The organism is Pseudoalteromonas sp. TP27, assembly GCF_056470645.1.
Genome location: NZ_JARDAK010000018.1, coordinates 30,178 through 51,153, shown reverse-complemented (window position 1 = coordinate 51,153; position 20,976 = coordinate 30,178). Strand labels below are relative to the sequence as shown.

The 20,976-nt window shown below is 40.0% G+C and carries 19 protein-coding genes; 8 read left to right on the top strand and 11 right to left on the bottom strand.

The genetic code is table 11. The features are described from left to right. Positions 1–174 precede the first annotated feature (174 nt). Positions 175–1,329, top strand: a complete 1,155-nt coding sequence (gene chrA / locus PX700_RS17450) for a chromate efflux transporter (protein WP_479521429.1) — start codon at positions 175–177, stop codon at positions 1,327–1,329. Here chrA and PX700_RS17445 read toward each other — a convergent pair. The 4 genes from PX700_RS17445 to speA all read right to left on the bottom strand — a co-directional run bounded on the left by PX700_RS17445 (position 1,286) and on the right by speA (position 6,490). Next, positions 1,286–2,545, bottom strand: a complete 1,260-nt coding sequence (locus tag PX700_RS17445) for a mechanosensitive ion channel family protein (RefSeq protein ID WP_024594278.1) — start codon at positions 2,543–2,545, stop codon at positions 1,286–1,288. The genes chrA and PX700_RS17445 overlap by 44 nt on opposite strands. After that, a complete protein-coding gene (locus PX700_RS17440; RefSeq protein ID WP_479521428.1) occupies positions 2,542–3,462 on the bottom strand; it encodes an acetyltransferase in 921 nt (306 codons plus the stop codon). Before PX700_RS17440 ends, PX700_RS17445 begins: the two co-directional genes overlap by 4 nt. 26 nt (positions 3,463–3,488) lie before the next feature. After that, a complete protein-coding gene (locus PX700_RS17435; protein ID WP_479521443.1) occupies positions 3,489–4,367 on the bottom strand; it encodes an acyltransferase in 879 nt (292 codons plus the stop codon). Positions 4,368–4,609: 242 nt separating this feature from the next. Next, positions 4,610–6,490 carry a biosynthetic arginine decarboxylase gene (speA, locus tag PX700_RS17430; RefSeq protein ID WP_197161207.1) on the bottom strand — a complete coding sequence of 627 codons (1,881 nt, stop codon included), beginning with the start codon at positions 6,488–6,490 and terminating at the stop codon, positions 4,610–4,612. A 198-nt stretch (positions 6,491–6,688) separates the two neighbouring features. On the opposite strand from speA, the gene speE reads away from it, so the two are divergent. Further along, positions 6,689–7,552 carry a polyamine aminopropyltransferase gene (gene speE / locus PX700_RS17425; protein WP_479521427.1) on the top strand — a complete coding sequence of 288 codons (864 nt, stop codon included), beginning with the start codon at positions 6,689–6,691 and terminating at the stop codon, positions 7,550–7,552. Positions 7,553–7,773: 221 nt separating this feature from the next. On the opposite strand, the gene PX700_RS17420 is transcribed toward speE, so the two are convergent. Then, positions 7,774–9,006 carry a hypothetical protein gene (locus tag PX700_RS17420; RefSeq protein WP_479521426.1) on the bottom strand — a complete coding sequence of 411 codons (1,233 nt, stop codon included), beginning with the start codon at positions 9,004–9,006 and terminating at the stop codon, positions 7,774–7,776. Then, positions 8,996–9,619 carry a cupredoxin domain-containing protein gene (locus PX700_RS17415; RefSeq protein ID WP_479521425.1) on the bottom strand — a complete coding sequence of 208 codons (624 nt, stop codon included), beginning with the start codon at positions 9,617–9,619 and terminating at the stop codon, positions 8,996–8,998. The genes PX700_RS17420 and PX700_RS17415 overlap by 11 nt, the downstream gene beginning before the upstream one ends. Positions 9,620–9,778: 159 nt before the next feature. Between PX700_RS17415 and PX700_RS17410 the strand changes: the two genes are divergently transcribed. Continuing rightward, complete coding sequence (locus tag PX700_RS17410) at positions 9,779–11,821, top strand: glycoside hydrolase family 97 protein (RefSeq protein ID WP_479521424.1); 2,043 nt, start codon at positions 9,779–9,781, stop codon at positions 11,819–11,821. Positions 11,822–11,843: 22 nt separating this feature from the next. On the opposite strand, the gene envZ is transcribed toward PX700_RS17410, so the two are convergent. Together envZ and ompR are read right to left on the bottom strand one after the other, a co-directional pair. Further along, entirely contained in the window at positions 11,844–13,157 is a 1,314-nt protein-coding gene (gene envZ / locus PX700_RS17405; RefSeq protein ID WP_197142449.1) for a two-component system sensor histidine kinase EnvZ, read from the bottom strand. Positions 13,158–13,162: 5 nt separating this feature from the next. Beyond that, positions 13,163–13,882, bottom strand: coding sequence for an osmolarity response regulator transcription factor OmpR (ompR, locus tag PX700_RS17400; RefSeq protein ID WP_415638518.1), 720 nt, complete (start codon positions 13,880–13,882; stop codon positions 13,163–13,165). Positions 13,883–14,077: 195 nt separating this feature from the next. Between ompR and greB the strand changes: the two genes are divergently transcribed. The 4 genes from greB (at position 14,078) to PX700_RS17380 (ending at position 18,154) form a co-directional block, all read left to right on the top strand. After that, positions 14,078–14,551, top strand: coding sequence for a transcription elongation factor GreB (greB, locus tag PX700_RS17395; RefSeq protein ID WP_415638519.1), 474 nt, complete (start codon positions 14,078–14,080; stop codon positions 14,549–14,551). A 163-nt stretch (positions 14,552–14,714) separates the two neighbouring features. Further along, positions 14,715–15,026, top strand: a complete 312-nt coding sequence (locus PX700_RS17390; RefSeq protein ID WP_166420602.1) for a hypothetical protein — start codon at positions 14,715–14,717, stop codon at positions 15,024–15,026. Positions 15,027–15,076: 50 nt separating this feature from the next. Then, positions 15,077–15,658 carry a CBS domain-containing protein gene (locus tag PX700_RS17385; protein WP_479521423.1) on the top strand — a complete coding sequence of 194 codons (582 nt, stop codon included), beginning with the start codon at positions 15,077–15,079 and terminating at the stop codon, positions 15,656–15,658. 168 nt (positions 15,659–15,826) lie between these two features. Next, positions 15,827–18,154 carry a Tex family protein gene (locus tag PX700_RS17380; RefSeq protein WP_479521422.1) on the top strand — a complete coding sequence of 776 codons (2,328 nt, stop codon included), beginning with the start codon at positions 15,827–15,829 and terminating at the stop codon, positions 18,152–18,154. A 61-nt stretch (positions 18,155–18,215) separates the two neighbouring features. Here the strand turns inward: PX700_RS17380 and PX700_RS17375 are convergent, their stop codons facing one another. The 3 genes from PX700_RS17375 to bioH form a co-directional block, all read right to left on the bottom strand. Then, complete coding sequence (locus PX700_RS17375; protein ID WP_479521421.1) at positions 18,216–19,070, bottom strand: putative metalloprotease CJM1_0395 family protein; 855 nt, start codon at positions 19,068–19,070, stop codon at positions 18,216–18,218. Positions 19,071–19,074: 4 nt separating this feature from the next. Next, entirely contained in the window at positions 19,075–19,383 is a 309-nt protein-coding gene (locus PX700_RS17370; protein WP_149594701.1) for a hypothetical protein, read from the bottom strand. Positions 19,384–19,473: 90 nt separating this feature from the next. After that, complete coding sequence (gene bioH, locus PX700_RS17365; RefSeq protein ID WP_479521420.1) at positions 19,474–20,211, bottom strand: pimeloyl-ACP methyl ester esterase BioH; 738 nt, start codon at positions 20,209–20,211, stop codon at positions 19,474–19,476. Between the two features lie 74 nt (positions 20,212–20,285). On the opposite strand from bioH, the gene PX700_RS17360 reads away from it, so the two are divergent. Further along, positions 20,286–20,963 (top strand): ComF family protein, encoded by a 678-nt coding sequence (locus PX700_RS17360; protein ID WP_479521419.1) that lies wholly within the window; start codon positions 20,286–20,288, stop codon positions 20,961–20,963. Positions 20,964–20,976: the final 13 nt, after the last annotated feature.

Sequence of the window (20,976 nt, the reverse complement as noted above, 5' to 3'; positions counted from 1 at the left end):
TTAAGAATTTAGCAAGAGTATGCAAATATAGGTATGAACAAACTATGAAGAGGGTGTTAAAACCAACGCATCTTGCTTGATTGTTAAACAGACACCAAACTAATGTGTCATTTTAATAAAAATGTCATACTACGCTGTGACAATTTAATAAATTTTACAAAGGATATTGGTGCAATGCTAATTGCTATTTTTAGACAGTTTTTTTTACTAGGGTGCATGAGTTTTGGTGGCCCCGCTGCGCATTTAGGTTATTTTAAACGCCACTTTGTAGACTCGTTAAATTGGTTAACTAACACCCGTTACGCGCAGCTTATTAGTTTAAGCCAAGCACTGCCAGGGCCTGGCTCCAGCCAAGTTAGTTTTGCTATTGGTGTTGAGCGTGCTGGAGTACTGGGTGGTATAGCTGCTTTTGTAGGTTTTACGCTGCCTTCCTTTTTAATAATGGTGCTGCTTGCGGTTAGTGCTCATCAGTTTGACGCTGTTTACTTTGCTATTATTGCAGGCTTAAAGTTATTTGCTGTTGTTATAGTCGCTGATGCAACACTTAGTATGGCTAAAAGCTTTTGTACAAGTGCTGCGCTTAAGTTACTTGCTGTAATGAGTACATTTGCTTTGGTGTTATTTCCAATGATGGGAACTCAAATCGCTATTTTAATAACCGCTGCAACAATAGGTGCTATATGGCCTTTATTAAAACTGGGTACAGCCACAGAAGATGCTAGCAGCAAAAAAAGTAATATTAATTGGATTGCACTGGGATTATTTGCGATCTTGCTTAGTGTTAGCTTTATTCCACTAGGACATGAGTTTGCTTTGTTTGCCCCTTTTTACCAGGCAGGTGCAATGGTGTTTGGCGGCGGACACGTAGTACTGCCGGTACTTCAAGCTGGCGTGCCAGCATTGAGTAATGATCAGTTTTTGAGTGCTTACGCAAGTGCACAGGCAGTGCCAGGGCCTATGTTTACTATTGCTACTTACTTAGGCGCACAACTGACTACAGAATTCCCTTTAGTGGGTGCTCTTATAGCTACACTACTTATATTTATGCCTGGTTTTTTACTTATACTGGCGTTTCAAAAGAGTTGGATTAACTTGGCAAGTAAGCCACGCTTTGCAAGCTCAATAACGGCACTTAATGCTGCTGTAGTAGGTTTTTTAGCGGCTGCACTGTATTCGCCAATTTGGACATCAGCGGTGCACAACCTTTGGCAAGTTGCGTTAGTAATAATTGCATTTGCATGGCTGCGATTTAAAAAGCCACCTATTTGGTGGCTCTTAGCTTTATTTATTGCTGTGGGTCTTTTACAGCACTATTTGCCATTACTCTAAACGTTGGCTTATCTGTTTGTTGCTCGTTAGGTGGGCTTAATTGCCCACTTACACTTTGATACGCTCTAAGCCCAAACACGGGTAATACCGCAAGCAAATGGTCCATTATTTCGGCTTGTAAATGCTCGTACGAAATCCAGCGTTTGTCTTCACTAAAGCAATAAAACTCAATAGGTAAACCATGATTAAGTGGTTGTAGCTCTCGTACCATTAACGTAAGCGACGTATTAATTTTACTGTGCTGCTTTAAGTAACCCTCTGCATAGCGACGAAATAGGCCTAAGTTAGAAACCTGAGCAGGTAACGTCGTTACTCGAATATAGTCGTGCAGCGGAATAGCCGCATCAATTTGCTTTCTAAACTCATCGCCCACTAAACAAATACTGTGCATATCAATATTGAGTGAGCGTTTAATACGTCTACCGCCCGACTCTTGCATGCCGCGCCAGTTTTTAAACGAACCAGCTACCAGCATATAAGTTGGAATAGTGGTTATGGTGTTATCCCAGTTACGTACCTTTACAGTGTTTAAACCCAAATCAATTACTTCGCCATCGGCGCCGTAGTTTTCTACTTGAATCCAATCACCATAGGTTACTAGGCGATTTGCTGCTATTTGAATACTGGCTACAAAGCCTAAAATAGTGTCTTTAAATACTAATAACGTAACGGCAGCAATAGCACCAAAGCCAGAGAGAATATAAGTAGGTGACTTCTCAAGAAAAATGCTCACAATTAAAATTGCACACACAATAAAGGTTATTAGCTTAACAACCTGAATTAAGCCCTGAATAGGGACTTCGCGTGCAAACTCTAACTGGTTATAAATAGTACCCGCAATACTCACAATACTACTAAAAATAAAACCCGCATAAATAATAAGCAAAGCTTGTCCTATTGTTTTTAGTATTTCTCCTGCTATTTCGTTAACAGGGTATACGCTATCAAACGTAGCTAAAAACAATACGCAGCACAGCATTCCGGCAATACGTTTATTTAGCTTATTAAGCATAGGAGAAAGCGCACCAATTCGCTCAGGAGAAAGCCTCGTCACTATTTTTTGAATGCCAGGTAACATTAATCTACGAGTAAATAAGTAAACAATTAATAAAGAGAATATTCCTATTGAGACTGCGGTAATTGAGCTAAGAAAATCCGCGTCGGGTACTTTTTCAAACCAAGGAGCAATTAATTCCTGTAGGTGGGTGTTGGTCATAGTGTTTCAATTTCCTTACTGATTTGTGGTTCAGGTAAATCTTGTGGAGCATAAATGTCGGCAAGCTGCTGATCTTTAGCAACCCATAGCTCATTCACATAATGTTGAAAATTAGCTTTAAATACTTTATCGCTTTGATAGCTGCCCTGCATACTTTCATTAATGGGCGTTACGTCTATAGAAACATAAATAGAATCTAGCTCACCTTTTAACAAGTTACGACAAACGTGATCTGTTTTACCGCTATATACTAAACTTGTATTAAGCATGGCATCAAATTGATCGGCTAATACTTCAAGCGCAAAAGCAATGCCGCCCGCTTTGGGCTTTAATAAATGTTTAAAAGGACTTTGTTGCAGATTATGTTTGGCTGGCGTATAGCGTGTACCTTCAACAAAATTAATGATGGTAGTAGGATGATGACGAAAATTACGACAGCTACGTTTGGTGCGCTCTACATCCAACCCTTTCAACTTTGGATTTTTAGCTAGTTGCGCTTTGCTTACCCGTTTCATAAACGGCATACCCATGGCCCACGCACCAGTGCCAATAAAAGGCATGTATTTTAATCCGTCTTTTAAAAAGAACTTAGGGGCAGGCAATGCATGTAATGAGCTAAGTACCGTTATATCTAACCAACTCGCGTGGTTACAAATAAGTAAATACCAACTTTTTGAGTTTAAGTTGCCACTTATATCAACCACAATATTAGGGCAACCTAACCAAAGTCCTAAACGGTTGCCATTACACCAACCTCTATAAGCACTGTGTAATATAGAGTTAACCACAGGCAAAGGCAGTAATAACTTAATAAGGCCCAGTACAAATACTAACGAGCCAAAAAGTATCATGTTAGAAAACAATACGCAGCCTACAATTAAGCCGTTAAGCCAATTTGGTAACCACTTTTTTAGCATAACTGTAAGCTCATATTTTTTACCTTTTATTTATGGTTTTTTTCGAGCGATTGCAGTGTTTGCTCTTTATTTTCCCATAAGCGGTTTAGCTCGCTTTGAAAGCGCACTCTAAATTCAGAATCACCGGTGTAGTCACCAATCAGCTCTTCGCTTACCGGCCTTACTTCCACGTGTATGTTGATATTTTTTACCTTACCACCAGCAAAATCCATAAACGTAGGAATACCATCTGGGTAATGAATGGTTACGTTAACCACTTTAGTAATCTGCTCACCCATTGCTTGCATTACAAAAGCAATACCACCCGCTTTTGGTTTTAACAAATGTGGAAATGGGCTATTTTGGCGCTCATGCTTTTGCGCAGTAAAACGTGTGCCTTCAACAAAGTTAACCACACTTACTGGCATTTCTTTAAATTTTTCGCAGGCCTTACGCGTTGTTTCTAAATCTTTGCCACGCAGCTTTGGATTCTTTTTTAATTGGCTTTTGCTCGTGCGAGTCATAAATGGGAAGTCGAGCGCCCACCAACATAAGCCTAAAATAGGCACATAAATAAGCTCTTTTTTCAAAAAGAAGTTTAAAAATGGAATTTTACGATTAAACACGCGCTGTAATACTAAAATATCGACCCAGCTTTGATGGTTTGCAATTACTAGGTACCAATCTTTTAGTTTAAGCTCTTCAAGGCCAGTTACATTAAGTTTAGTGGGTGTAAATAACTTTTGATTTAGGCTATTAAAGGTAACCCAAATTGTTGCAAATTGCTTTGCAGCCCAACTCATAAGCTTTTGTAGCGGCTTAATAGGAATAAGCTTTATAAGCCCACAAACAAAAATAGGCACAAACCAAAAAAGTGTGTTTATTGTGTAAAAAATAATACTAAATACACTGCGAATAACTGACATTACTTCCATTCCTTTAAACATGGCGCAGCAACCTTGTTACTGCACTTTTTATACTTAGTGATGTAATTATACCAATTCCAATAAATAGCTGATCTATTTTACTTGCTAAAACAACTCATTTCTTTGTTGTAAATTTTGCAAAGGGAACAACCATTTACATCAATTTACGCCTAGAACTGAATTATTTTTTCGGCGTAAAATTTAGATCACATACTTAATGGAATTGGTATTAACCTAAATTATTAATCTTCAAAATAGGTATAGCCTTCAAGGCCTGCATTAAGCTCAGCCAAATAACCTTCTTTACACTGCGCTGATACATCAAGTTTATTAACTTGGTACGCAAAGTTGTCAGCTAAAATGGCGCTATCATAGTCAACAAACTTTAATACATCCTTAACGCTATCACCTTTTATGGCATTGGTTAACACGTAGCCATCGTCGTTAAGCTCTACATGCACCGAATCGGTATCGCCAAATAGGTTATGTAAATCACCTAAAATTTCTTGATACGCGCCGACCATAAACATAGCAATATGATATTGTTCGCCATGTTTATATTCTGGAATGGGTAAGCTAGTCTCGATACCAGCGCCTTCAACGTATTCACGAATCTGCCCGTCAGAGTCACAGGTAATATCTTGAATAATCGCGCGCTGAGTCAGTGGCTGAGTTAAGTTTTCGATTGGCATAACCGGAAACAACTGCTGAATACCCCATACATCAGGCAACGACTGAAATAATGAAAAGTTAACAAAGAGTTTATCAGCAAGCTTTTCATTTAAATCGTCGAGTACTTCACGGTGCGCGCGCGCGTTATTACTAAGCGATGCACGTACACGATGTAAAATAGTAAAGTAAAGCTGCTCTATTTTCGCCCACTCTAGCATGCTTACTAAGCCATGCACGTACTGATCGTGCGCTTCGCTAAATAAGTGCATAGCATCGTGATAAATCTCAAGTGCCATACGCGGGTTTAAACGCTGTAAACACTGCCACATCTCATCAAGCACTAATGCGCTATTTTCAAGCGGTGGCTCTGGATTTAAATGATTTGGCGCTTTTTCTACGTCAATTACATCGGTAATTAATACCGCATGGTGAGCCGTTAAAGCACGACCAGATTCGGTGATAATGGCCGGATGCGTAAGGTTATGTTGGTCACACACTTCTGCAAATGCATTCACTACATTACGCGCGTACTCTTCTACTGTGTAGTTCATTGAACATGCACTACGCGATCCAGAGCCCTCGTAATCAACGCCTAGACCGCCGCCCACATCAACGGTATTTAACGGTACGTTTAATTGCGTAAGCTCAGCAAAGTGACGCGCACATTCACGCAAAGCACGGTGAATATCACGAATGTTGGCAATTTGAGATCCAATATGAAAATGCACCATTTGCATTAAATGCAATTTGTTATGTTTTTTAAGTACTTCAACAGCGCTAAGCACTTGCCCAGCAGTTAAACCAAACTTACCTTTTTCGCCACCGGTATTTTGCCACTTGCCTTTACCGACTGAATTTAGACGAATACGAATACCAATAGCTGGCTCAATGCCTAGGTTGTCTATTTCATCTAATAACGTGGTTAATTCTGAAAGCTTCTCTACCACAATTTTTACACTGTGGCCCATTGCTTGGCCAATACACGCTAAGCGTAAAAACTCACTGTCTTTATAGCCGTTACACACAATAGTAATTGGCTCTTTTGCTACACCCAAAATGGCCATAAGCTCTGGTTTTGAGCCGGCTTCTAAACCAACAAGCCCACTTGGATGCGCTAATAGCTTACTTACTACAGAGCGTTGCTGATTTACTTTAATTGGATATACGCAGGTGTATTTACCGTTATATTCACGATTTGCCCGCGCTTGCGTAAATGCGTTAGTAAGTGTGTCTACACGATTTTTTAAAATATCGGTAAAGCGTACTAAAACCGGCAACGTTAAACCCTGCTGTTTAAACTGCTCAGTTAATTGTGTTAAAGAAATGGCCGGTTTTGTTTGGTCGCCATCTGGGTAAGCCACCAGTTCGCCTTGTGCGTTAATATCAAAATAACCATCACTCCAATGAGCAACGTTATAAGTGGCGCGTGCTGTTTCTAAACCCCAGGTCATGGCAACTCTTCTTTAGTCAATTAGGTATAAAGGCGCATTTTAATACGTCACTATCCACTAGGCTAACAAAAATTGAACTTTCACTCACTCCTAACTAACTTTATTCGTCAAATCAGTTAAAATGTCATTGAGCAAAACGCCAAGCACTGGCAGAATTGCCCCTTTTTCATACTCAACCTAAAAAGTGTAATAGTAACTATGGCAAATTTAGATCAAAGTAAGTGGTTTACTGAAATTAGCGACCGTGATGGCAGCGCATTTTCATTACGTATTAATAAAAAGTTAGATGAAAAGCAGTCTCCTTTTCAAAAGGTAGAAATGTTTGAAACCACAGACTTTGGTAATTTAATGATCATCGACGGGTGTACCATGGTAACAACCCGCGAAAACTTCTTTTATCATGAGATGATCAGCCACCCTGCACTTTTAGCGCATCCAAACCCTAAAAACGTCGTTATTATTGGCGGCGGCGACTGCGGTACTTTACGCGAAGTATTAAAACACCCTGGCGTAGAAACAGTAACGCAAATAGATATAGACGAAGTAGTAACGCAAATGTCGTTAAAGTACTTCCCAGAGCTTTGCGAGTCTAACGACGATCCACGTGCAACGGTGATGTTTGACGACGGTATTAAATACATGCGCGAAGCCGCTGGCGAATCTATCGACGTGGTTATTGTTGATGGCACAGATCCGGTAGGCCCAGGTGAAGGTTTATTTAATCATGCGTTTTACACAAGCTGTTTAGATGCACTGCGCCCAGGTGGTATTTTAGTACAGCAAAGTGAATCGCCACTTATGCATATGCCATTACTAGTTGAAATGCGCGAAGCAATGCTAAGCGTAGGCTTTAACGATTTACAAACACTGCCATTCCCACAACCAATTTACCCAAGCGGTTTATGGTCAGTAACACTTGCACGTAAATCAGAGACATTTAACGGTTTCAGAGAAGACGGCGCAGCACAAATAGCTGAGCAAAGTGAATACTACAATAGCGGCATTCATCATGGTGCACTCGCTACACCTAACTACATGAAGCGCGCATTCGATAAAAAATAATACCAATCTGCTTATATATGGGGTCTATTTAACGTTAAGAAAATTACGCTAGAACTAGGCAAAAATTTTTGTATCTAGTTGTTCTAAATAAAAAATTTTTAACGACGTTATAGTGCAATTTAATTCGTTAAATTGATCAAAGATTTATGCAGGTTGGTATAATCTATACCAATTTTATTAAACTAAAAAGGGAGCATGTAAATGCTCCCTTTTTTATACTTTTAAAAACGCCATTGCGCATTTAGCATTACTTGCTGCTGCGAGATTCGTTCATTAAATCCAATTGGCACTCTGTTTTTTGCAACACTTTTAACTGCTGAACCTTCAACCCCAATTTGTAATTTATTAGTAAGCTGGTATCTCCATGTTGCGGTTAAACCTTCGCCATTGCTTGCATTAGGATCAAATGCAGTGGTGTCGTTATCTGTCACTTTAAAATAATCATAACGTACCGAAACTCGATGCTTACCTTCTTTATGGCTTAGCATTAAATAATGACTGTAAAAGGCATTATCTATTAAAGCATTAGCGCCCATTTCGGTTTTGCCATTGAGCACCTGTGCAATAAAACGTGTTTTACTGTTAAATTTATAAAGCCAAGCGGCGCTCGTAAAGCGAGTATCCCAAGCATACTGCCCTGAACTATAATTAACCGCCGCTGGATCGCCGTTGTTATCATAGTAGTAAATTCTAAATTGTGATTTTTTCAAATAATCCCAATGTATACCGGCGTAATAGCCAAAGCGCCCGTCTACCTCTTCAAACGGTAAAACCTGATTAGCTTGCCAGCGTAATTCGTATTCGTTTAATGCCGCTACAGGCAAAAATTGCACGCTTTCGTTAAATGTAGTTTGCCTATCGTGTAATGCAAAACCACGCCACGCAAGTAAAGTACCTGCAGGGTCATTGCCTTTAAATGTCGCACCTACAAAGCTAAAGCTATGTCTGCTGTTAAAACGTTTTGCTGGGCGCTTAATAGTTACTTCAGCACCAACAGTACGCACTTCCTCACCTATCCAGCTATTAATAGCTGAGTTTGTATAGTTATAAGGAGAAGTCCAGCCTATGTCAGGGTTTTCAAGCGACATAAGTGGATAAAATCCCCCTACGCGCACATGCCATTTATAGTTACTGTTAGAAAGCGGCTGATACTTTACATAGGCTTGCGTAAAACCTAAGCCAACGTCAGGATCCTGATTCGCATTTAGCACACCATGAGCCGACCAACTAGATGCCAAATCAATATTAAAGTCTAAAATACCTTGGGATAAAATAAGTTCATCGCTTTTAGTATCATGCCGATAAAGCCCGATACCGCCCTCTTGGAAGCTAAGCGTATCGTCGCCTTGCACTGTTCTGACCTGTATTAAGCCTTTTACTTGTGCGTACAATACATTACTAAAACATAAAGCACCGGAGACAAGCACCAGCCTCATTAAGCTATTAATAGTCATCAAATTCATCCGTAGCAAAGTCAATTTGCTCCGCAATTTCCTGCTTTACTTTATAAGTGATCGGGTTAGTAGCCACAGTAATAGTTTGAGATTCAACCTTACTAATATCACTAAATCCAGAATGCCAAACACTTAACGTGTATTCGCCTGCATTAGCGCTTAAATCAACACTCCCGTTTTCATCAGTAATAGCAAAAATAGTACTATCTACCACCACAATATAACCTAGCATCCAGTCGTGAATGTTACAGCCAAGCTCAACCACACCCGTTTGGTCAAAAGTAATGGGCGCTTTAGGATGCTCTTTATATAGCTTTAATTCGAACGTTTTGGCTTTAGAAAATGAATAAACATGGTGCATGATAGAGTCCGCATTCGGAAACTCTACTTTTGCATTTTTTGGTACAACTAAAATACGTGGCTTAAATTCTCGATTTTGCTGGCTCATAGCATAAGGTGCTTCAGGAGGAATAACACTAGAAGAGTCTCCTGCAGTTAGCCATACAACAGCGTTGGGTAACTGGTCATTATTAGCATTTTTAATTGTAATATTTACTGCAAAAACTCCAGTACTAACACTTAGTAAAAATACACAAAGTAAGCTTTTTATCATTTTTCTGACCGTCATTATCAATTTGTTTACATTATAGACCGATTAAGCCATTAAATTCTTTCTATTTTTTAAAACATTGAATACGTATGTAAGCAGTCGTATTAATCACCAACAGTCATTATCCTTAAATGTCACCACCGACTCATCTAAGGACACACCATGAGAATACCAGCACTTGTGCTTTTAGCCTTTGCTAGTAATAGCTACGGACAAACCGTAGAGCTAAAATCGCCAGACACAAAAATAACAGTCATTATTTCTGACGAAAGCACCACGCCAAGTTATTCAATTAAATTTAAAAATAAAGCAGTTATTAATAAGTCCTTACTTGGCTTTGAATTTAAAACACAAGCAGCCTTTAGCGATGGTTTTAAAATTAAAAGCATTGAACAACAAAGCGTTAACTCGCAGTGGCAACAACCCTGGGGTGAACGCCAAAACGTTGTTGACGAATATAACGAATTAGCCGTTACCTTTACAAAAAATGAGCCAAATAAAGGCACCTACACCATTCGATTTAAAGCATTTGATAGTGGCGTAGGTTTTAGATACGAAGTGCCACAACAAACCGGCTTCGAACATACAGAAATAACTAAAGAGTTAACTGAATTTGCAATAAACAATAGTCAAGATGCTACCGCATGGTGGATACCTGCTCGAGGCTGGAACCGCTACGAATATGTGTATAACACTACCCCACTTAACGAAGCTCCACTAGCTCACACACCATTTACGTTTAAAACAAGTGACGGTACTCACATTAGTATTCATGAAGCTGCCCTTGTTGATTACGCAGGTATGGTGCTTAATCAGCGTCGTCCTGGTACGTTTACCGCCGATTTAACTCCGTGGTCAGATGGTGTTGCCGTTAAAAAACAAGGTGCTTTTAAAACACCATGGCGCACCATTCAAATAGCCGACAGCGCTGTTGGGTTAGTTAATTCAGACATAATACTAAATCTAAACGAGCCTAATAAGTTGGGTGATGTGTCGTGGGTTAAACCTGGTAAATACGTCGGTATTTGGTGGGGTATGCATATAAACACGCAAACATGGGGCAGCGGTAAAAAACACGGCGCCACTACACAAACCACAAAATACTACATGGATTTTGCAGCACAATATGGGTTTGATGGCGTACTCGTTGAAGGCTGGAATATTGGCTGGGATGGCGATTGGTACTTTAATGGCGATGTATTTAACTTTACCAAACCGTACGACGACTTTGATATAGCAGCGCTTGCTCAATACGGCAAAGAAAAAGGCGTACAGCTCATTGGCCACCATGAAACATCAGGCAATGTAAGCAACTACCGTGACCAAATGGAAGATGCCTTTGCCCTTTACGAAAAATCAAACGTAAGCCAAGTAAAAACAGGTTATGTAGCCGATGGCGGTAATATAAAGCGTATAGACGAAAGCGGCATTGCTCGCCACGAGTGGCATGACGGCCAGTTTATGGTTAACGAATACCTTTATAATGTAAAACTTGCAGCTAAACATAAAATTAGCATTAATACTCACGAGCCAATTAAAGATACAGGCCTGCGCCGTACTTATCCAAACTGGATTGCGCGCGAAGGTGCACGCGGACAAGAATACAATGCATGGGGTTCACCACCTAACCCACCAGAGCATGTACCAATGCTTGCTTTTACCCGCATGCTTGCAGGACCAATGGACTTTACGCCAGGTATTTTTGATATGAGCTTTAATGGTTTAGGAGGCGATACAAACCGCCCACAAACCACACTTGCCAAACAACTCGCACTTTATGTTGTGTTGTATAGCCCAATTCAAATGGCTGCTGATCTGCCTAAAAATTACTTAGAGAAGCCCGACGCATTTCAATTTATTCAAGACGTACCAACAGATTGGCAACAAAGTGTGGCTCTTGATGGTGAAGTAGGCGACTTTATTGTATTTGCTCGCAAAGAGCGTAAAAGTGCTAAATACTCAGGAAACGATTGGTACCTAGGTGCTGTTACTGACGAAAAGGCTCGTACTATTGAGGTGAAACTCGACTTTTTAGAGCAAGGCAAAAAGTTTGAAGCACAAATTTATAAGGATGGTAAAAGCGCAGAGTGGAAAAACAATCCGTACGATCTAGTTATCGAAAAACGTATTGTAACTACAAACGATAAACTAACGCTTAAGCTAGCCACCAGTGGCGGCACCGCTATTCGTTTTAAAGCACTTTAATATAATAAAACCCCTGTATTTACTATGCAGGGGTTGATACCTTTATTGGCAAATATACTTGTGCACTTAAACCGCCTTCTGGGCGGTTTTCTAGTTTTACTTTACCGTCGTGCATATCAACAATGCGCTTAATAATAGCAAGGCCTAAGCCGCTACCTTCACTGCCACGCGCCGCATCGCCTTGTTTAAATGGCTCAAACACAGACTCTAATTCATTTTCAGGAATGCCGGGGCCACTGTCGTTTACAGCAATAACCACGTATTTTTTGTTTGAATTAAAATAGCTAAGTACTTCAATATCGCCCTCAGAATAACGCAGTGCATTACCAATCATATTGGTAATCACACGCTTAATAGCCACAGAGCTTAACGGTATATTTCCTATATTTGGATTACTTTTAAACGTAATAGTACGTTGATGCTGAAGCTCAGAATTAACAACTTCGGCAACTAAAGCATTTATATCTTCGCAGCTTAGCTCATCTGTTTTATGGTGGCGTAAATACTCAATAAACTGATCGATAATCCCGTTCATATCTTCTATATCGTAAATAATACCTTCACGAAGATAGTCGTCCTCATCAACCATCATTTCGGTAGCTAAACGGATGCGAGTAAGCGGCGTGCGTAAATCATGAGACACACCAGCCATTAGTAAACGGCGGTCGTTTTCAAGTGCGGCAATTCCGCGCGACATTTGGTTAAACGCGCGCGTTACTTCTATTACTTCTGTAGAGCCTTCTTCTTCTAACTTGGTAGAAAAGTCGCCTTTGCCTACTTTTACTGCGGCTTGTTGCAAAGCTTTTAAAGGCCTATTGAGGTGCCTTGCAAACAACCATCCACCCAGCACACTCAAAAATCCAATACTTGATAAGTAAAAAGTCAAAAACTCTAAGTTATTCTCTTTAAAACCTTTAAGCGGTACTTTTACCCAATAACCAGGCGCTTGAGGTGCTTCAACCCAATAGATTAACGGATCTGTTTGACTAATACGTACACGAGAATAACCACCAAGTTGCTCAGTCATGCTACGCGATAGCATAGAATATTCGCGGCTTTGCCCAAGTCCTTGGCGCATTGCTTCGCGCTGCGTCATTACCTCGATGCCAGTGATTTCAAAAAACTTTGCAGATACTTCGTCGTTTATTTCAACGCCGTCTTCCCAATCAATAAATACCGTTTTAATTTGTTTAGCGAGCATTAAATTAACTTGCTCAATAGTTGGCTTTACAACGTAAAAACTAACCGTAACATACGACACTATTTGATTGATCAGCAGCAAAGCTGCCACTAAAAATACAGTTTGCCCAAACGCACTACGCGGAAAAAAACCCATAAATATTACTTTTCACCGTCGGGAACAAACACATAGCCCAAACCCCAAACGGTTTGAATATAACGCGGATTGGCCGCATCTACTTCAATCATGCGGCGAAGTCGCGACACTTGCACGTCAATACTTCGTTCAAGCGCACTGTAATCACGACCACGCGCTAGGTTCATTAGCTTATCGCGGCTAAGTGGCTCACGCGGATGCGAAACCAGCGCTTTAAGTACTGCAAACTCACCACTGGTAAGTGAAATTGTTTTATCTCCTTCACTCATTTCTCGCGTTGCCAAATTAAGCGTAAATTTACCAAAAGCAATTAAGTTTTCCTCAGCAGCGGGAGCACCTGGCACTTCTTTTGCGCGGCGACGTAAAATTGCTTTAATACGCGCAAGCAATTCACGAGGATTAAAAGGTTTAGGAATGTAGTCATCAGCGCCAAGCTCAAGGCCAATAATACGGTCTACTTCGTCGCCTTTAGCGGTAAGCATTACAATAGGGATTTCGTTTTCTTTTTGGCGTAAACGGCGGCAAATCGATAAACCATCTTCGCCTGGGAGCATTAAATCAAGAACCATTAAGTGAAAGTTTTCACGCTCTAGGAGTCTATCCATTTGATCCGAATTACCTGCGGTTCTAACAATAAAACCTTGCTCTACTAAGTAACGTTCAAGCAAACTGCGTAAGCGCATATCGTCATCTACAACTAATACTTTTGTGGTTTCGTGTCCCATTATCTCTTTCTTATTTTTATATCCAATTACTAGTTAATATAAATGAAAAACTTAATAATCAAAAATTAATTACCTGCTTAGATTGTTACTGAACATTTCAAAGCTTACTTGCGCATACTTTATTAAATTTTACACTCGACAAGTTTTGGCAAATTTAATAACGTGCACACCATTAGAATTAATAAAGAATTCACCATGAAAACAAATTTAGTTACCCGCGAAGGTTACTTGCAGTTACAACAAGAACACGACCACTTGTGGAATGTTAAGCGCCCCGAAGTAACCAAAATAGTGAGCTGGGCAGCCAGCCTCGGAGACCGCTCTGAAAACGCTGACTATCAGTATAATAAGCGCTTATTACGCCAAATAGACCGCCGGGTACGGTACTTGCGAAAGCGTATTCCTGATTTAAAAATCATCGACTACTCTCCCGTTCAAGATGGGAAAGTATTTTTTGGCGCATGGGTAGAAATAGAAAATGATGAAGGTGATATCAAAAAATTTAAAATTGTAGGCCCGGATGAAATTTATGAGCGTAAAGACTATATATCAATAGATTCGCCGATGGCGCGCGCGTTGATTAAAAAACAAGTAGATGACGATTTTGAAGTACTTACCCCTCAAGGTAAAAAGCAGTGGTATATAAATACTATTGAATATCAAAAATAATTCCTATATCAGTACCTACAAATAAAAACATTGATTCAGATCACATTAACTTTTCATTGTGTAATCTATTTGAGTAGGATATAAGGTAGTTAAGCAGGTTATTTTTAACTTGAAATTTTTAAGGTCTTTTTGAAATTTTTAAGGTCTTTTTAAGGTCGTGGTTATGTCAAACGTAGTACAGCGCATATTAAGTAATGCCGTATTGTTTGCACTTTTAATGAGTGTGAGCTTGACGCTGCACGCCCATACCACGCAGGTAAACCTTGATAACGCTAAAATATCTAATCACTTTATTGCTTGCGATACTCCTGACCAAGCGAATCTCGACTTTGACGTCGATTCTCATGCTAATACGATTACCCTTGGGGCGCTTCAACCACTCCCTAATGCCGTACACTCTTTTTACAAGAGCACTAATTTAAACAGACCTTTTAGCACTGCGTACCAACGTGGACCACCTAGCTATTTAATTTAATTCATTATTTTACAATTTAATTAAATTTTATAACTAGTAAGGTGACTATTATGTCTAACTTTAAAGAATTACGTACTCAAAATGTATCTCACGGCGTTATTGCAAGCACATTTGCAGATGATCAACCATTAATTGATTTAGCATCTCCTGCATTAAAAATGGTAAACAACTTTACGCAAACAACACCTATTCGCGCTCAGCACGAAACAACAATAACTGAAGCACTTAAACAAGTAAGCGCAAAACAATCAGACTTTGTTTTAGTAACTGACGAGCACCAAAAATTGATTGGTCTTGTTTCTAGCGCTGATTTACAAAGCTCTAAAATAACTATTATTGCCGAGCGCTTAAATACGCCAAGAGGCGAAGTAAGCTTACGCCATATCATGACACCTATTAGTAAAATTATGGGTGTGAGCATGCAAAGCTTGAGCTACGCATGCATTGGTGACGCGCTACAAACAATGGAGCATCAGGGTACAATGTTCTTATTAGTAACGACGGCAAGCAACGAAATTTGCGGTTTAATTTCAGCACGTCAAATAGCTAAAACATTGCATATCCCTATAAATATTTCGCCTATTGCTCACTCTTTCAGTGAAGTATTAGAAAACATAGAGCACCCTCACTAGGGCGCTCTTTTAGCTGAATTAATTTACTCCCTACCCAACCATCTTAAAGCAAGTAAAATAGCTTGCTTTAAGAGCTTTTCATTACTACCTCCTGTGATATTATTCAAGCAATTAACTACGCCAGAAACACGCTTCTGGTCTTATTTTATTGTATAAAAAGGTTTTTGCATGAGCGATATCTCTGCACGTTTAGCCATAGAACTAAACGCACAGCAGCAACAAGTTGTTGCTGCAACAAAGTTACTTGATGAAGGCGCAACTGTTCCTTTTATTGCCCGCTACCGAAAAGAAATTACAGGTGGTTTAGACGACACTCAATTACGCCTTTTAGAACAGCGCTTATCTTACTTACGAGAGCTTGAAGAACGCCGTAGTTTTATTTTATCGACTATCGAATCTCAGAAAAAGTTAACTGCTGAACTAAGTGCCGATATTGCCAATGCACAAAGTAAAACTGAACTCGAAGATTTATACCTACCTTATAAAGCTAAACGCCGTACTAAAGGCCAAATAGCAATTGAAGCAGGTTTAGAGCCACTGGCCGATGCACTATTTAAAGATGCGAATCTTGACCCAGAGCAACAAGCAGCGCAATTTGTAGATGCCGAAAAAGGCTTTGCAGATGTAAAGGCGGTACTTGAAGGCGCTAAATTTATTTTAATGGAGCGCTTTGCAGAAGACGCTAAATTACTCGCTAAATTTAGAAGTCATATTAGTCAAAATGGTGCTATTGAAAGTACAGTGATTAAAGGCCAAGAACAAACAGGTGCAAAATATCGCGATTACTTTGAGCATCAAGAGCTTCTTAAAAAAGTCCCTTCTCACCGTGCTCTTGCAATGCTTAGAGCCCGAAATGAGGGCGTACTTCAGTTAAATGTTAACCCTGAGCCAAGCTCTGAAAATTCAGCACAACTGTGTGCTCAAATGATTGCCGATCATTATCGTTTAGATATTAAATATAAAGCGGCAAGCCCTTGGTTATTAAATGTTGTGCAATGGGCGTGGAAAATTAAATTAGGCCTGCACCTAGAGAATGAATTTTTTGCAGCAATGCGCGAAAAAGCAGAAACTGGCGCCATTGATGTATTTGCTAAAAACTTGAAAGATTTATTAATGGCAGCACCTGCTGGCCCTCGTACTACACTTGGCCTCGATCCTGGTTTACGTACAGGCTGTAAAATTGCCGTTGTTGATAGCACAGGTAAATTGCTAGCGACACAAACTATTTTCCCTCATGCACCACAAAACCACTGGGATAAATCGTTGCGTACATTAGAGCAACTTTGTCGCCAGCATAAAGTAGAGCTTATTGCGATTGGTAACGGTACAGCATCTCGCGAATCTGATAAGTTAGTTGCTGAACTTATGAAAGCCAATACCGAGCTAAAACTTAATAAAATAATGGTGAGCGAAGCGGGTGCATCAGTTTACTCAGCGTCTGAATTTGCCGCGAATGAATTTCCTGATTTAGACGTTTCTATTCGTGGTGCTGTATCTATCGCGCGCCGCCTTCAAGATCCACTTGCTGAACTAGTTAAAATTGAGCCGAAATCAATTGGTGTTGGCCAATATCAACACGATGTATCGCAAAGCCAATTAGGCCAAAGCCTTATTTCAGTCGTTGAAGATTGTGTAAACTCAGTTGGCGTCGATTTGAACATGGCATCAGTACCGCTACTTACCCGCGTGTCTGGTTTAAACAAAACATTAGCGCAAAATATCGTTAATTACCGAGATACTAATGGCGTATTTACCAAGCGTAGTGAGCTTAAAAAGGTTGAGCGTTTAGGGCCAAAAGCTTTTGAACAAGCCGCTGGGTTTTTACGTATCAACAATGGTAGCGATCCGCTAGATAATTCATCTGTTCATCCTGAAGCCTACCCTATTGTTAAACGTATTTGTGAACGTAACAGCGTAGATGTAAGTAGCTTAATTGGTAACAGTGACTTTTTAACTAAACTTGCTGCTAACGATTATATTGATGATAAATTTGGTTTGCCAACCGTTACCGACATTATTACTGAGCTTGATAAACCAGGTCGCGATCCGCGTCCTGAATTTAAAACTGCTGAGTTTAAAGCGGGTGTTGAAAAAATTAGCGACTTAAAACCAGGTATGATCTTAGAAGGCGTGGTTTCAAACGTTGCTAACTTTGGTGCATTTGTTGATGTAGGTGTTCACCAAGATGGCTTAGTGCATATTTCAGCAATCACTAATAAATTTATATCAGACCCACGCGAAGTAGTAAAAGCGGGCGATATTGTAAAAGTGAAAGTAGTTGAAGTAGACGCAGCACGTAAACGCATAAGCTTTACTATGCGTTTAGATGACGATATTGATACAAGTAATAAGTCAGCAGCCCCTGCGGCGCAAAAAGCACAAACACGTACTAATAACTCACAATCTCGCGCTGCAAAGCCTAAACGTGACAACGGTAACGCGTTAATGGGTAATGCATTTGCCGATGCGTTCGCTAACGCTAAAACGAAAAAATAAACTTTAACCAAAACTAAAAAAACCGCGTAAGCGGTTTTTTTGTGTTCATTTTACTAAATTATTAACCATACGCCGAAAAGCCACTTTCGCTTTGTGGTGAACTCGTCATTTGATAAAAATTAGCAATACGCCCAGATCGAGCTTCCACATCGGCATCGCGAGATTGCTCTGTATTGGTGTCGTTTTCTGATTCTGCAATGCTGTTTTCGCTGGCTGAAAGCTTATTACTTTGCTCATCTTCTTCGCTTTGCTCTTCTTCTGGCATCGCAAGTTCGGCTTGGGCAGCTGCCATTTTTTGTGTTGCATCAGCTGCTATTGATCTATCCGCTCCCGATGGCTCTGCAGGCGCTAATGCGGCAGCACGTACGGTTTGCATTTTATCGATAGTGGCTTGCGGATCATTGGGGACTTCAGATACATCAATTTGTACCTCACCACTTACAGCATAGTTGGTGCCGTCCGGACCGCGTTCATAACCATAACTAGGCGATCCTGCATGTTGCCCGCCAACAGCAGCATGAGCTTGCTCGTGCACACGTACTTCCGTATCGCGGGCTTTAAGTTCTTTAATTTGCTGTTGTTCTTGTTCTAATTGCAGCTCTTCTTGCTCAGATTCTTTTTTCTCGATTGCTTCACTTTCTTCCTCAGAGCCCTCAGGATTTTCTGAGTTTCCATCGCGCTGCTGAACTGACTTTTCGTCTGCTATTTTTCCCGTTGCGTTATAAGTCGCAGCATCGCTACTGCCTGGTAATTTTGCTTTTTCAGCATCGCTTTGCGCTTTGGTTTCAGTATTGCTCGCACTGCTTGAAGCAGGAGCAGGAATAACTTCTCGTAGCTGGTTGTCACGCCGTGCGGTTTCCGTATAAACATTTGCTGTGTTTATATTGATAGACGGAAATGGCATGACAATATTCATTATACTAAACTTTAATATCGATTAACGTGCCAAGTACATCATCGGCCGTTTGAATTGATTGCGTGTTTGCCTTAGCGTTAAATTCTTCAACTTTCAAATTAACAAGTGCTTCATCAACACGAGCTGGTTGTGCTACAGGTGCAGTAATGGCTTCTTCTGGGCGTGCTGCGCTAAGCTGACGTTGCTGCGCTAATTGCGCGTCGTCTTGCTGCTCTATACTGGCACGGTTAATCTCAGCACTGGCTTTTTCAATACCTTGGCTAGCGCGATTAAACCCTTCTACACCACTATTAAATACAGATCCGATTGGCATATTAAAATCTCCATCAAATAAACATTGTTTAATTATCGCTCAGGTTATACTCAAAATAAAGCTTTAAACCGCGCTATTATTAGCTCTATTTTAAAGCATTGATTTAACGACAGATAAAAACTCACTTTTATGAGAAATAAATGGCGCATGCGACGCTTTATCTAGCACTTCGTATTCAAACTCAGTATTTAGTGCTGACATTTTTGAAATTGCTTTATAAGGCACTAACGCATCTAGTCGGCCAAATACGCCTTTAATAGGTACTGGGCAATGTGCAAATAAGTCACGAAGGTCGTCATTTTGTAAAATATCTAAGCCAGCACTTAATGCTTCGCTTTTTGGCGCACTATATTGGTTTAATAATTGTTTAAGTTGCTTTATATCATCACGCGCCGATTCGCTACCCATTGCTTGAATAGCTAAAAAGCGATCTATGGTTTTTTCTCGATGATTAACTAATTGCTCTTTAAACTGCGTCAATACATTCGGTTTTATTCCAGGCCAATTACCTGCCTCCGCAAAAAAAGGAGTCGATGCAATTAAAATAACTTTTGATACTTTTTCGGGCCAATGTTTTGCAATATAAAGTGCAAATAAACCACCTAACGACCATCCCATTAAAATAGACTGAGGCTTTAGCTGCTCACTTAAAATTACTGCTGCATCATGCAAAGTATAAGGGCTTGGGCAAACAAGGCTATTACCAAATCCCGGTAGGTCAAGGCTACGTACATTTCCTGAATATAAAGACTCAAGTTCTGGCTGTACTAATTGCCATACACCCTGATTCATTCCCCAACCATGTAATAACACTAACTCATTTTGCATATTTGCCTAACCTTTACCAAACTTAGGCTTATCATAACGTTTAAATAGGTGGTTGTAATGCACGGAGTGAATCAATGAAACAAGCCGTTTTAAATTGGTTATTTCCCTCTTATTGCGTGCAATGTCAAAGCCCGATTACGGCCAATTTAGGGTTATGTGATTATTGCCTTGAAGATTTACCGTTATTTGATTTTAGTAAGCATAATAACTTGCTCCATCGGCCCGATATTGTTGAGATGTTTCCTAATTGCGAGTTTGATAAGTTATTTTCCTGCGCTTTTTATCAACCGCCCTTTGAGCATTGGCTTAAACGGCTAAAATTTAATAACCAAATCCATTATAAAAAAGCATTACAGCAAACTATTAAAAAGCAGTTAGCGCAGTTTTTTGAGCAAAGTCCCGTTTTACCAAATGTTTTTATTATTTTACCTCTTCATAAAAGCCGGTTCGTAACACGCGGTTTTAATCAGGTAAGCCAAGTATGGCAGCCTCTTTTGTCTCAATTCGCACCTTTAAATAGTAGTCTTATACGCAATAAAAAAACCCAAGCGCAATCTGCACTTTCAAAAACCAAGCGAGTTAAAAATTTAAAAAATGCCTTTATTTGTACAGAGGATATGAGCGGAAAAACCGTCGCTATTATTGATGATGTGATGACGACAGGGGCAACATTAAACGCAGCTACTAGTGCACTAAAACAAGCAGGCGCTAAACAAGTGTGGGCTTTTACAACTTGCTTAACGCCTATTTAATTATTAAAAAGTA

Bases quoted from the DNA above. Each gene is read 5' to 3' on its own strand.
- chrA (WP_479521429.1), top strand. From the start codon at position 175: ATGCTAATTGCTATTTTTAGACAGTTTTTTTTACTAGGGTGCATGAGT.
- PX700_RS17445 (WP_024594278.1), bottom strand. From the start codon at position 2,545: ATGACCAACACCCACCTACAGGAATTAATTGCTCCTTGGTTTGAAAAA.
- PX700_RS17440 (WP_479521428.1), bottom strand. From the start codon at position 3,462: ATGCTAAAAAAGTGGTTACCAAATTGGCTTAACGGCTTAATTGTAGGC.
- PX700_RS17435 (WP_479521443.1), bottom strand. From the start codon at position 4,367: ATGTCAGTTATTCGCAGTGTATTTAGTATTATTTTTTACACAATAAAC.
- speA (WP_197161207.1), bottom strand. From the start codon at position 6,490: ATGACCTGGGGTTTAGAAACAGCACGCGCCACTTATAACGTTGCTCAT.
- speE (WP_479521427.1), top strand. From the start codon at position 6,689: ATGGCAAATTTAGATCAAAGTAAGTGGTTTACTGAAATTAGCGACCGT.
- PX700_RS17420 (WP_479521426.1), bottom strand. From the start codon at position 9,006: ATGACTATTAATAGCTTAATGAGGCTGGTGCTTGTCTCCGGTGCTTTA.
- PX700_RS17415 (WP_479521425.1), bottom strand. From the start codon at position 9,619: ATGATAAAAAGCTTACTTTGTGTATTTTTACTAAGTGTTAGTACTGGA.
- PX700_RS17410 (WP_479521424.1), top strand. From the start codon at position 9,779: ATGAGAATACCAGCACTTGTGCTTTTAGCCTTTGCTAGTAATAGCTAC.
- envZ (WP_197142449.1), bottom strand. From the start codon at position 13,157: ATGGGTTTTTTTCCGCGTAGTGCGTTTGGGCAAACTGTATTTTTAGTG.
- ompR (WP_415638518.1), bottom strand. From the start codon at position 13,882: ATGGGACACGAAACCACAAAAGTATTAGTTGTAGATGACGATATGCGC.
- greB (WP_415638519.1), top strand. From the start codon at position 14,078: ATGAAAACAAATTTAGTTACCCGCGAAGGTTACTTGCAGTTACAACAA.
- PX700_RS17390 (WP_166420602.1), top strand. From the start codon at position 14,715: ATGTCAAACGTAGTACAGCGCATATTAAGTAATGCCGTATTGTTTGCA.
- PX700_RS17385 (WP_479521423.1), top strand. From the start codon at position 15,077: ATGTCTAACTTTAAAGAATTACGTACTCAAAATGTATCTCACGGCGTT.
- PX700_RS17380 (WP_479521422.1), top strand. From the start codon at position 15,827: ATGAGCGATATCTCTGCACGTTTAGCCATAGAACTAAACGCACAGCAG.
- PX700_RS17375 (WP_479521421.1), bottom strand. From the start codon at position 19,070: ATGAATATTGTCATGCCATTTCCGTCTATCAATATAAACACAGCAAAT.
- PX700_RS17370 (WP_149594701.1), bottom strand. From the start codon at position 19,383: ATGCCAATCGGATCTGTATTTAATAGTGGTGTAGAAGGGTTTAATCGC.
- bioH (WP_479521420.1), bottom strand. From the start codon at position 20,211: ATGCAAAATGAGTTAGTGTTATTACATGGTTGGGGAATGAATCAGGGT.
- PX700_RS17360 (WP_479521419.1), top strand. From the start codon at position 20,286: ATGAAACAAGCCGTTTTAAATTGGTTATTTCCCTCTTATTGCGTGCAA.